At 34.5% G+C, this 13,460-nt stretch carries 8 protein-coding genes; 7 read left to right on the top strand and 1 reads right to left on the bottom strand.

Going from position 1 to position 13,460, the window contains the following annotated elements; genetic code table 11:
* The first annotated feature begins 115 nt into the window (after positions 1-115).
* The 6 genes from ABJF52_RS07055 to ABJF52_RS07030 all read left to right on the top strand — a co-directional run bounded on the left by ABJF52_RS07055 (position 116) and on the right by ABJF52_RS07030 (position 9,459).
* Entirely contained in the window at positions 116-1,726 is a 1,611-nt protein-coding gene (locus ABJF52_RS07055; protein WP_348148326.1) for an arylsulfatase, read from the top strand.
* A 61-nt stretch (positions 1,727-1,787) separates the two neighbouring features.
* On the top strand, positions 1,788-3,185 hold the full coding sequence (locus ABJF52_RS07050; protein ID WP_348148323.1) for a sialate O-acetylesterase: 1,398 nt from the start codon (positions 1,788-1,790) through the stop codon (positions 3,183-3,185).
* 51 nt (positions 3,186-3,236) lie between these two features.
* Positions 3,237-4,820: a sulfatase gene (locus ABJF52_RS07045; RefSeq protein WP_348148320.1), complete on the top strand. Its 1,584-nt coding sequence runs from the start codon at positions 3,237-3,239 to the stop codon at positions 4,818-4,820.
* Complete coding sequence (locus tag ABJF52_RS07040; protein ID WP_348148317.1) at positions 4,820-6,964, top strand: alpha-galactosidase; 2,145 nt, start codon at positions 4,820-4,822, stop codon at positions 6,962-6,964. The genes ABJF52_RS07045 and ABJF52_RS07040 overlap by 1 nt, the downstream gene beginning before the upstream one ends.
* A 10-nt stretch (positions 6,965-6,974) precedes the next feature.
* On the top strand, positions 6,975-9,104 hold the full coding sequence (locus tag ABJF52_RS07035; protein ID WP_348148315.1) for an alpha-L-fucosidase: 2,130 nt from the start codon (positions 6,975-6,977) through the stop codon (positions 9,102-9,104).
* Positions 9,105-9,123: 19 nt separating this feature from the next.
* Positions 9,124-9,459 (top strand): L-rhamnose mutarotase, encoded by a 336-nt coding sequence (locus ABJF52_RS07030; protein WP_348148312.1) that lies wholly within the window; start codon positions 9,124-9,126, stop codon positions 9,457-9,459.
* Positions 9,460-10,275: 816 nt separating this feature from the next.
* Here the strand turns inward: ABJF52_RS07030 and ABJF52_RS07025 are convergent.
* Positions 10,276-10,497, bottom strand: a complete 222-nt coding sequence (locus ABJF52_RS07025) for a hypothetical protein (protein ID WP_153757364.1) — start codon at positions 10,495-10,497, stop codon at positions 10,276-10,278.
* A 456-nt stretch (positions 10,498-10,953) separates the two neighbouring features.
* Between ABJF52_RS07025 and ABJF52_RS07020 the strand changes: the two genes are divergently transcribed.
* Entirely contained in the window at positions 10,954-13,290 is a 2,337-nt protein-coding gene (locus tag ABJF52_RS07020) for a helix-turn-helix domain-containing protein (RefSeq protein ID WP_348148309.1), read from the top strand.
* The last annotated feature ends 170 nt before the right edge of the window (positions 13,291-13,460 follow it).

Genomic DNA, 13,460 nt, shown 5'->3' with positions numbered 1-13,460 from the left:
CTTTCAAGTCATAAAGTTATAATAATAATTCAGCATTATTTGATAGTTTTTTGGTCGATATTACAACTGAATAATAGAGAATGTTTATTTTTAATGGATGGGGGAAAATAAGATAATGTTTACGTATAAATTTTGGTGTATAATACTGTTTACTGCGGTCTGTAGTTTTCTAATAATTGGATGTAAGGATAATGTGGAGCAGAAAAAAACTGCAGCGCCTGAAAAATTACCTAATATTATATACGTGCTTACAGATGATTTGGGCTACGGCGATATAAATACATTTAATGAAAACGGCAAAATAAAAACACCTCATATCGATGCTTTGGCAGCTGAGGGATTAAAATTTACGGATGCACATACATCGTCTGCAGTTTGTACGCCAACCCGGTATGGAATTTTAACAGGCCGCTATAATTGGCGAAGTCCGCTAAAACAGGGTGTGCTTACGGGTGTGTCAAAAGCATTAATTCCTAATGATAGAACTACTGCTGCGTCTTTATTAAAGAGAGCAGGTTATAATACTAGTTTTGTTGGTAAATGGCATTTAGGTTGGGATTGGGCGTTATTAGAAGGTGATAGTGTGGGAGGTACTGGTTGGAATCCTACCGATTATAAGAATATTGATTTTTCTAAACCAATTACAAATGGTCCAAAAGATGTAGGTTTCGATTATTCGTATGGTCATTCTGGTTCCTTAGATATGGCTCCATATGTGTATGTGGAGAATAGTATTCCTACTTCAATTCCGCAAAAAATTACCGTCGATAAAGGAAAATATACATGGTGGCGTGAAGGGCCTACTGGTGAAGACTTTAAGCATGAAGATGTTACCCCTAATTTTTTCAGAAAATCATTTTCATATATAGAAAAGCAATCAGAATCCGATACCCCATTTTTTCTGTATCTCGCTTTACCATCACCACATACACCAATTTTACCAACCGAAGATTGGTTTGGTAAAAGTAATTTGAATCCGTATGCGGATTTTGTTATGCAAATAGATGATTATATAGGGAAACTAAAAGCCTTACTTGAAGAAAAAGGAATAGCAGAAAACACTATTGTAATTTTTACTAGTGATAATGGTTGTTCTCCACAAGCCGATTTTGAAATATTAGGTGAGAAGGGGCATGACCCGAGTGCTATTTATAGAGGACATAAAGCTGATATTTACGAAGGAGGCCACAGGGTGCCTTTTATTGTAAGTTGGCCAAAGCGAATTCAGGCAGGTGGTATCTCAAATGCTACCATTTGTACAACCGATTTTTTAGCAACCTGTGCAGACATAGCAAATTTGGAATTAAAAGATAATGAAGGAGAAGATAGTTTTTCAATGCTACCACTTTTTTCAAAAGATAAAATAGATAAATACGAACGTAAAGCAACAATACATAGTTCAATTAATGGAAGTTTTGCTATTAGAAAGAGCAATTATAAACTTGTAATGTCAGCTGGTTCTGGGGGTTGGAGTTACCCGAAACCAAATGATAAAGACATTGAAACATTACCACAAATTCAACTTTTCGATTTAAGTAAAGACCCAACGGAAGAACATAATTTGTATTCGGAAAAACCTGAGGTAGTTGAAGAGTTAAAATTATTATTAAAAAATACAATTGATAATGGACGTAGTTCTAAGGGGTCAAAACAAAGTAATGATCCTAATTTTAAAGATGCCGAATGGAAACAGTTGTTAGTTTTTGAAAACCAGAACCACGAATAAATATAATACAAATATTGAAGCTTATACTTAGTCCGAACATTAAATAGATTACTCTAATAAAATGAAAAATTTCCTTACCATAATCCTATTATTTTCAATTCAACTTTGCTTTGGTAAAATATGGATGCCTTCCATATTGTCTGATAACATGGTGTTACAACAAAATTCTGAAGTTACTATATGGGGATGGACAACAGCTACGAATGAGGCAATTACAATAACGGAGTCTTGGAATAATAGTCCCGTAAACATCAAAGCACATCAAGGAATATGGTCTGGGAAAATAATGACCCCAGACGCAGGAGGCACCTATACATTAACGGTAAGTGGACATGAAGAAGTGGTTATCAATAATATATTAATAGGTGAAGTTTGGTTAGGGTCAGGACAATCGAACATGCAATGGACGCCTGAAAACGGTTTAGATAATGCTGATGAAGAAATTGCAAATGCCGATTACCCAAATATTCGTTTTTTTAGCGTTCTGCGGAAAAAATCGCAAAATCCACAAGATGATTTGGTGGGCGAGTGGGTTGTTTGTACTCCAGAAACGATGCGAAAATTTAGTTCAGTAGCTTATTTCTTTGGAAGAGAATTATTTAAGGATTTAAATGTTCCGGTTGGATTAATTAATTCGAGTTGGGGAGGAACACCGGTTGAAGTTTGGATTGAAAAAGAAACACTTTTTCAAAACGAAGATTTGAAAATGGCAGCGAAGAAGTTAAATGAAAATGGAAACTGGCCTACAACTGCAGGTGTAAACTTTAATGCAATGATAAACCCTATTACAAAATTCAATATAGCTGGATTTTTATGGTATCAGGGAGAATCTAATAGAGGTAACCCATTTGCTTACTACAAATCTTTTCCTTTGCTAATTAATAGCTGGCGAGAAAAATGGGAAAAGGAATTGCCTTTTTATTTCGTGCAAATTGCTCCTAATCGATATGATTCGGTGAAAAATGTAGCGGCAGCAGTTGTACGAGATGCGCAAATGCAAACCATGCTCAATGTTTCTAATACAGGGATGGTAGTGACTAATGATATTGGTAATGTAGAAAATATTCACCCTACTAATAAACAGGATGTTGGAATACGATTAGCACTTTGGGCTTTGGCTAAAACGTATAACAAGGACATTGTTTATAGCGGTCCAGTTTATAAGTCTATGTCGATAAAAAAGAATAAGATAATGGTAGCTTTTGATAATGCTGAATCTGGACTTACCAAAAATGGAAAGACGCTAACTGAATTTTTTATTGCTGGAGAAGACAAAAAGTTTTATCCCGCAAAAGCTAAAATTATAGATGATAAGGTGCAGGTATCATCTACGAAAGTGAAAAGGCCTCGTGCTGTTAGGTTTGCGTTCACTGATACTGCTCTGCCAAACTTAACAAACAAAGAGGGACTTCCAGCAAGTGCTTTTAGAACTGACGACTGGGAGATAAAATTAGAATGAAAGAATAAACAGATTTACTTTATAATTACAAACAGACCCTAGCTAAATTAAATGAAATTTTACCACGCCCTATTCTTATTACTTTTAATTGCCTTTTTTGGTTCCTGTGAACCAGAGGAGATTACTGAAGCACCCCCAAATATAGTACTGTTTTTAGTAGACGATATGGGTTGGCAAGATACTTCTGTACCATTTTATAAAGAACGCACTAGTTTTAATGATATTTATGAAACCCCCAATATGGAGCGCTTAGCTCTTGAAGGAATGAAATTTACACAAGCCTATGCAACACCAGTTTGTTCTCCAAGTAGAGTTAGTTTAATGACGGGTATGAACGCAGCGAGACATCGTGTAACAAATTGGACATTAAAGAAGGATTCTATTAAGCCCATGGAAACCAATCATAAAAAATTAAGTTTTCCAACATGGAATGTAAATGGATTGAGTCCTGTGTCTGGAATTCTGAATTCGGTACACGCAAGTCCCTTACCGCAAATACTGCATGATGTTGGCTATTATACGATACATGCTGGAAAAGCACATTTAGGTGCGATTGGTACTCCAGGAGCGGATCCTAAAAACTTAGGTTTTGATGTTAATATTGCAGGGCATGCTGCAGGTGCACCTGAGAGTTATTTGGGAACCGATAATTTTGGCAATGGAAAAGAAGGAAAAGAAATATGGGCGGTTCCTGGCTTGGAAAAATACCATGGCGAGGATATTTATCTTACGGAAGCAATTACACAAGAGGCATTAATGGCAATGGATTCGGCTGTTGTAACGCAACGCCCATTCTTTTTATATATGTCGCATTATGCGGTGCATACGCCAATTATTGAAGATGCTAGATTCTATCAAAAATATCTTGAAAAAGGTATTGATACTGTTGAAGCGAAGTATGCCAGTATGGTTGAGGGAATGGACAAAAGTCTTGGTGATATCATGGATTATATAGAAGAAAAAGATATCGTAGATAATACTATTATTTTATTCATGTCTGATAATGGTGGTTTAAGTGTACATACTAGAGCTGGCGATTTGCATACCCATAATAAACCTTTAAATAGCGGAAAGGGTTCTGTTTACGAGGGTGGAATTCGAGAGCCGATGCTTGTAAAATGGCCCGAGATAACAGCACCAAATTCTATGAGTGATGCCCGCGTAATTATTGAAGATTTTTATCCGACAATTTTGGAGATGGCTCAAATTGATAGCGCTGAAACCGTTCAGAAAATTGACGGTAAAAGTTTTGTTTCTGTCTTGGAAGGAGAATTAAAGGATAATGGAAGGTCGCTATTTTGGCATTTTCCTAATGAGTGGGGACCATCTGGCCCTGGAATTGGAGCAAGTAGTGCTATTAGAAACGGAACAATGAAACTTGTGTATTACCATGCTGATTCGAAATTGGAACTTTTTGATTTAAATGAAGATATTGGCGAATCAACAAACCTCATTTTAGAACAACCTGAGAAAACCAAGGAGCTAGCTAAGATTTTGTCCGATTACTTAAGAGAAGTCGAAGCGCAAATGCCCTTGAAAAAAGATACAGGTTTAATGATTCCCTATCCTGATGAAGTATTGGATAGTATAAAACAAGATACTGTTTTAATTGTTGACGAAATACCAGAGAATTAATGCGTTGTTTTTTTATCTTATTAAATATTTTTTTCTGTGTAACAATTTTTGGACAGTCAAATGAACATAAAGATTGGTTAATTGATAATGGGGAATATGTAGCTAAAATAGACATAGAAGGAAACAACTTAATTCTTTCAAATGGGTTAGCATTAAGGCAGATTACTATTAAACCTAATGTTGCTACAACTGAGTATAAAAATTTAGTTACTGGAGAAACCTACCTACGTAGCATCAAGCCTGAGGCTGAGGTTACACTAAACAATAAAGTTTATCCTGTTGGTGGATTAATTGGGCTTAAAGAACATGGATATTTTTTAAATAATTGGATTGCAGATTTAAAAATCGAGCCGAATTCATTTCGATATGATTCTTATCAGATTACTTCAATTAAGCAATTGATAAAATGGAATTCAAAAAAAAGGTGGAATACATCCAAATCTGATTTTGCAAAAGGTAAAGAGCTTCGTATTAAATTTACACATCCCTCAGAAGAATTAATGGGTATTACTGTTTTTGTTCATTATGAAATATATGATGGCATGCCCCTTATTTCTAAAAGAATTTCTGTAGAAAATGTAAACGAGAAATCCGTAGTATTAAATACTTTTAAAAGTGAAATTCTTGCATTTCCTGAAGCTCAAAATCCAACTGACGCTCCAAGTAGATGGCTACGTCCAAATATTCATGTAGAAAGTGATTTTGCTTTTGGCGGATTTACAGCGGACCAAGCTAATCAAACAATTTTTTGGGAAGAAGATCCGGAATACACGTCGCAAGTAAATTGGAAATTGGAAACTGAATGCCTGTTAGAGGCTAAGTTGCCGATTGGGCCAAATGTAACAATTTCAAATAGTGGTGCTTTTGAAAGTTTTCGTACGTATGAATTATTACAGAACGGAAATGATCGCGAACGTAATGCCTTAGGTGTTCGCAAAATGTATCGAGCATTAGCACCTTGGTCAACTGAGAACCCCATATTTATGCACCTAACCTCTACAGAGCCAGACGTAGTAAAAACCGCGATAGATCAATGTGTGACTACTGGGTATGAGATGGTTATTTTAAGTTTTGGTAGCGGCTTAAATATGGAGGATACATCCGCGACAAATATTAAAAAGTTTAAAAAGCTTGCTGATTATGCGCATAAAAAAGGAATAGAATTGGGTGGATATTCTCTTTTTTCAAGTAGAACTATTAATGAAGAAGTAGATGCTATTAATAAAGAAACGGGTAAACCTGGCGGAACTAAATTTAATAATGCACCCTGTTTAGCAAGCCAGTGGGGTTATAATTATCTCGAGAAATTAAAAGTGTTTTTTGAAAAAACAGGTTTCGATTTGTTAGAGCATGATGGGCCTTATCCTGGAGATTTTTGTGCCTCTACTACTCATAAATATCATAAAGGTTATGAAGATTCGCAATGGGTGCAATGGTCCATGACTAAAGATTTTTACCATTGGTTAAAGGAAAAAGATATTTATTTAAATGCTCCCGATTTTTATTTCTTACAAGGTTCTAATAAATGTGGAATAGGATATCGAGAAGTAAATTGGTCTTTACCTAGAGATCAACAAATTATTTTAGGAAGACAAAATATTTATGATGGTACTTGGGATAAATCACCTTCTATGGCATGGACATTTGTACCGCTTACAGAATACCATGGTGGTGGAGCAGAAGCGACTTTAGAACCACTTTCAGAACATCTAATTGCTTATGAGGCTCATATGGTTCAGAATTATGGGTCAGGTGTGCAAGCGTGCTATCGAGGTCCCAGGCTCTATGATACCAAGGAAACAAAAGAATTGGTGATTCAACAAGTTGAACATTATAAGAAATTCAGAAATACTCTTAATGGGGATATCATTCATTTACGTCGACCTAATGGACGTAGTTGGGATGGATTTATGCATGTTACTCCTGATAATGAAAACAAGGGATTAATTATGCTTTTTAATCCAACAGAAAAAGTTGTTATTGAACAGATTAATGTGCCGGTATATTATGCCGGTGTGAAAGATGAGGTTTTATTGTCTAAAGAGGGCGGGTTGGAGATTCAGCGTCAGTCTAATCGGAATTTTGAAGTAAGTATAAATATAAGTATTCCTGCTCAATCATATACTTGGTATTTGATTCGCTAAATTGTGTAATATGAAATTAGGTTATAAGTTTTTTGTTTCTGTAATTTTTCTGCTGGTATTAGTTTCATGCGGCCAAGTAGAGCCGCCACAACCAATTGAACCATTGCCTTCAAAACGACAATTGGCTTGGCATGATATGAAATATTATGCTTTTGTTCATTTTAATATGAACACCTTCACCGATATGGAGTGGGGTACAGGAGGGGAATCTCCAGAACAGTTTAATCCTACAGAATTAGATACGAGACAATGGGCTAAAGTAGCTAAGGATGCAGGGATGACTGGTATAATAATTACAGCAAAACATCACGATGGTTTTTGTTTATGGCCTACAAAAACAACTGAACATTCGGTAAAGAATTCGCCGTGGAAAGATGGTAAAGGTGATTTACTAAAAGATTTGTCTGAAGCTTGCAAAGAATACGGACTCAAATTTGGTGTTTACTTATCCCCATGGGATCGAAATGCTGCTAATTATGGTACGCCTGAATATGTAGCTGATTTTCATGAGCAACTAAGGGAGATACTAACTAATTATGGGGAGGTTTTTGAGGTGTGGTTCGATGGGGCAAATGGTGGTTCAGGTTATTATGGAGGAGCCAATGAAACGAGGAAGATTGATAATAAAACGTATTATCAATGGGATAAAACACAGCAAATTGTTAGAGAACTTCAACCCAATGCAGTAATATTTAGTGATGGCGGTCCAGATATTCGATGGGTTGGAACCGAAGAAGGTTGGGCTAACGAAACGAATTGGAGCATTATGCGAAGAGATGAGATATATCCAGGTTGGCCTAGATATGTTGAACTCAGATCTGGACACGCAGATGGTACCCATTGGCTTCCTGCAGAAGTTAATACATCCATACGCCCCGGTTGGTATTATCATGCTCGTGAAGATCACCAGGTTAAATCATTAGAGCGATTGGTAAGAACGTATTATGAGTCCATTGGCCGTAATGGTAATTTTCTATTAAATCTTCCAGTTGATAAGCGTGGATTAGTTCATGAAAAAGACGTAGAACAATTGAATGCACTTAAAACTCAAATAGATAAAGATTTTGAACATGAACTAGCAATTGAAAATGAGATTATAGCTTCCAATTATCGAGGTAATAGTGCTGGATATAAGCCAGAAAATGCAATAGATGGAAATCCGGAAACTTATTGGGCTACTGATGATGAGGTAACAAGTGCTGAATTGGTTGTGAAGTTTGAAGAACCTACAGAAGTTAATAGATTAGTACTTCAAGAATATATTCCTTTAGGTCAGCGCATTCAACATTTTATTGTGGAGGCAGAAGTTAATGGAGAATGGATAGAGATAGATGGACAAACTACAGTGGGTAATCGTAGAATTCTTCAGTTTAAAACTGTAGAGGTTACTCAATTAAAGGTTGATTTTAAAAAAGCAAAAGGCCCTATTGTAATTTCTAATCTTGAAATTTATAGAGCTCCTAATTTTTTGGTCGCACCTAAAATTTCAAGGAATATACCTGGTATGGTAAGTATTACAATACCTGATAGCGAAGTTTCTATTTATTATACACTAGATGGAAGTATACCTACGGAGGCTTCAAATAGATATGAAACCCCTTTTCTAATTAATACACCAACTACTTTAAAGGTTGTTGCAGTGGACCCTAAAAGTAAAGCTGTAACGGAGCCAAAAGAACGTTATTTCGACATTTCTAAAGAAGACTGGAGTGTTATCAATTCAAATTCAGGTGATCCGACTAAAACGAATTTAATTATTGATGAAAATCCAAATACGTATTGGATGACTGATTCTGAAGTTAAACATCCGCAGGAAGTAGTAATTGATTTAGGTAATACCTATGCTGTAAAGGGTTTCACCTATTGGCCTAGTCAAGATAGATATCCAATGGGAATTATAACTGAATATGAATTCTCAACTAGTCTTAATGGTGGCAAATGGAAAAAAGTGGCTTCTGGTGAATTTTCAAATATTGTAAATAGTCGAATAGCTCAAACAATAGAATTTGATAAAACCAAGGCGAGGTATATAAAACTAAGAGGCGTAAAAGTTGATCCAGGTGCTAGTCATGAAGGTGTTTTAAAAGATTTAGACTTTAGAACTTCTTTCGCTGAAATAGATATAATTACAGAGAAATAAAACAATCAAAATAAATATTATGCAGAGACATTGCTTGGCTTTAGATTTAAAAGATGACCCAGATTTAATTGAAAAATATGAAGAATACCATAGAGAAGTATGGCCAGAAATTTTGGCAAGTATTAAAGAGTCAGGCATTTTGGAAATGCAGATATATAGAGTAGGTAATCGAATGTTTATGATTATGGAAGTAGATGATGACTTTACATTTGAAAAGAAAGCTGCGGTAGATGCTAATTATCCTGAAAATGAAAAATGGGAAGAATTAATGTGGAATTACCAACAAGCTTTGCCTTTTGCAAAACCAGGTGAAAAATGGTTGCCTATGAAAAAGGTATTCCAAACAGATTGGTAAAAAAAAATGCCGACAAGGTTTCATTCTTGCCGGCATATATAGAAAAGCTTGGTTTATTTCCTTTTTAGAAACCATAAGTATTACCGAGAACTTTAATGATAAAAAATATAGTTATTGATATAACTAAACAACTGACAGCAGCTAAGGTATCAGTTTTATGAATTTCTTTTTTAATCCTAATCAGCATTGTTTTCATACTACATTATTTTGTACAAAATTCCGCTGTTTTATCGGCTTTTAGTAATAAATGCGATAAACGTTATGAAGAATGGGTAAACGGCTGTAATGGTGTATTTTATCGATTTTTTAGTGATAAAATCGAAATGTTTAGCACGTTGAAAGTAAAGTAAAACCCCTCACTTAATAAAACTGTATTTCCCCCGACCTACAGTTAAATTTACATAAGAGGTTTTCGTAAATGTTACTTTACAATAAGTTTTTTTAGAATAAAACTAGAATTTTGCCTGTAGCGCTGGCTTAGGTTTAATAAATAAGACAATTCTTTTTCTGTTAATCCGAAATCCTTTTTAATCCGTTTTAGTTCTTTTGAATTAATACTACTTAATACTGATGAAATTATGGTTTGCATGGTTAGTTAATTATGTAATAAATTTACGAAACCATTTTTATAGAATCAATACCCAATATTGGGTATATTTCTGATAAATACCAATGTAGAGTATTTAAAGAAAGTAAAGAGGATTGTAATCATTACATGTTGAAATGTCCATTCTTTTAAGGTATTTAAAAAGAAAAAGCTCTCAAATTTCGTTGTTAACAAAATTTGAGAGCTTTTTGCAGTCTGATTAAAAAAATCTAAGCTGCTGGTCTTCCTTTTAACCTTTTTTCAATCTTTTTCTTCTTTTCTGTCAGTCTTTTCATGACATCCATAAGTTCAGGATCCTTAGTTTCCTTATAAATTTCGTTGATTTCAAGAATCAATCTTTTGGCTAATCTCGAGGCTACAACCCTATCACTAGTTGACATATTACTCATCTTCATGTTCTCGAGCTCAAGTGCTTCTTTAAGTAATTCCATTTTTATTTAAAATTAATGCTATTGCGTTTACTGGCGGAATATAACAAATAGAATTTAATTATTGGTATATAGTGAAAATTTATGTTAACATTAACCACTTTATGTATGTTTTATGACCCTTAGAACGTAAAAAACGTTAATTTTTTCATTTTATTGACCTGTCAAATTACATTTTGTAGGATTTTTCTTTCTTTTTAAGATTTACCTTAATTTTTAAATCAAACTTAAATTTGTAGCATAATCTTCTTTTTCATGTCTAAATTAAAACATATGTAGAAATAAAGTAGAGAGGAGATACCCTACTTATCTAGAACAATTATTTTCATACTTCGAAATAATTAGCGGTATTATAGTTTAGGATGAGTATTTTCTGAAGTATATAATTGTTGTATTTTAGATTTTATAAATACGACCAAATTATTTCAGTTCTTTCCCCGAACAAAGTACACAAGTTTTATGTCAATTAGAAAAAACCGTAGTATCGCTGCTATAATGTTCACGGATATTGTGGGCTATACTGCATTAATGCAAAAAGATGAGACTGCTGCGATGAAAATGAGAAGTCGTCATCGTGCTGAGTTTCAGAAAGGTCACGAGGAACATTATGGTGAAATAATTCAATATTACGGCGATGGTACATTAAGTGCTTTTTCAAGTGGAGTGGAGGCTGTAGCTTGCGCTATTGATATTCAAAGAGCGCTTCAAAAGGATAATCCATTACCCTTGCGAATTGGTATACATATAGGTGATATTGTATATGATGGTACCGAGGTTTATGGTAGTGGTGTAAACTTAGCTTCTAGGATAGAGAATTTGGGGGTGTCTGGCTCAATTTTGATTTCAGGAAAATTAAACGATGAGCTTCGAAATCAGCCTCAAATTGAGACAAAATCCCTGGGTTATTTTGGGTTGAAAAATATCGCAAAACCTATCGAGATTTTTGCAGTAAAGAGTGAGGGTATCATGGTACCTAGTAGTTTGGACCTCAATAATATTACGAAAAAGGAGAATAAGACAATTGCTGTGTTGCCTTTTGTAAATATGAGCGCCGATATAGAGAACGAATATTTTTCTGACGGCATGACCGAGGAAATTATTAATGCTCTGGCGAAAATTAAAGGACTAAAAGTAACTTCAAGAACATCTTCTTTTTATTTTAAGAATAAAAATATACCGATTTCAGAAATTGGACAAGCATTGAATGTGTCTACAATTTTAGAAGGAAGCATAAGGTTGTCTGGGAAGAAAATGAGAATAACCGCTCAGTTAATTGATGTGGTTGATGATTTTCATTTTTGGTCGGAAACCTTTGACCATTCAATAGAAGATATTTTTGCGGTGCAAGATGAAGTGAGTCTTCTTATTGCTGATAAATTACGAGAGCATATTGGTCATTTTAATATGGATGACAAGCTAATAGACGCACCTGATGTTTCTGTTAGTGTTTATAAGAAATATCTAAAAGGTCGGTATCATTTAATGAAATTGAATTTGATAGAGACTGAAAAAGCTATTTCAATTTTTAATGAAGTAATTAGTGATGAACCTAATTTTCCTTTGCCTTATCTCGATGTTAACCAAGGATATGCATATTTGGGTACAATGGGAATGTTGCCTGCTCCCATAGCTTTTGAAAAAGCTAAACCTTATTTGGAAAAGGCACTTGAATTGGATAAGGATTTACCAAAATCACAACTTAATCTTGCTTGGATAAGTTGCTGGCAAAACTGGGATATTGCCAAAGCTTATCAGCATCTCAATAACGCTTTACATGTGCAACCTACAGATGAAATATATTTAACCTTTTCAAATATACTAACCGTTGAAGGTAAACTAAAAGCTGCGCTAAATTATATAAACAAAGCGCTTGAATTGGATCCATTCTCAGCAATGAACAATCACTATAAGGGGTTTCTATTTTACCTTATGGAGAAATATGAAAAAGCCCTTCCTTTTTTTGAAAAAGCTCTCGTACTTGATCCTGATTTAGTTTTTCCACCGTTTTATATTGGCAGTATAATGGTGATAAAGGGTCAAGGGAAAAAAGCGCTTTCTTTTTTTCAAAATCTCCCAGTTTTAGGAAAAGGTAACTTAACAAAGTTAGGAGGGACTACAATGGCGCAAATAGCGCTTGGTGATACAAACAAAACAGATGAAGGTCTTTCTAAATTAAAAGATGCTTTACAAACTGATGCTATGGGGAACGCAATGTTCTTTTTAATTCTTTGCCATACAATGAATGGAAATCATGATGCGGCAATTGCGTTGATTGCAAAAGGAATCGAATATAGATTCCCTAGGGTATTATTGTTCCAAACCGAGCCTATTTTAAAACCACTTAGAACTAATTCTCATTTTCAAGAGTTGATGCAGCAAGTTTTTAAAAAGGAAAAAAGTATTGAGATTTCTGAAAGAAAATATCAAAAGCCATTATTCAATAAAGAATTATTAGAAACCTATCGAAAACAATTAGATTATTTGATAACCGAAGAAGAGCCATATCTTGATCCAAACCTTACACTTCGTGACTTGGCTGAGATGTTAGAAATTCCGCCGAACCATTTATCACAATTATTAAATGAAGGTTTTAATAAAAATTTTTCCGAGTTCATTAATTCTTTTAGACTGAGAAGTTTTAAATCAAAAGTTGCAGACGCTTCACAACAGCACCTAACTATTCTAGCCTTGGCTTACGACAGTGGGTTTAATTCCAAAACGGTTTTCAATACATATTTTAAGAAAGCAATGGGCATTACCCCAAGAGCATATTGGAAGTCTGTAGTTGAAAATTAGTTCTGAATCATAAATCGGAACGCTTCACTCTTTAATTCACAGTAGTTTTGAAAAAAATTAGACAATCGGTTTGTAGATTGGTCATCACAAATGCATTGTGGATAAATCCAAGAATATCAAAATAGTATAGGAAACATTAGTTCTTGAAAAATCACGGTAGTTTTATGAGA

Origin of the sequence: Aurantibacter sp., from assembly GCF_039941195.1 — a bacterium.
Lineage (GTDB): Bacteria > Bacteroidota > Bacteroidia > Flavobacteriales > Flavobacteriaceae > Aurantibacter_A.
The sequence above is the reverse complement of the archived record's forward strand: the minus strand, read 5'-3'. Positions and strand labels throughout refer to the sequence as shown.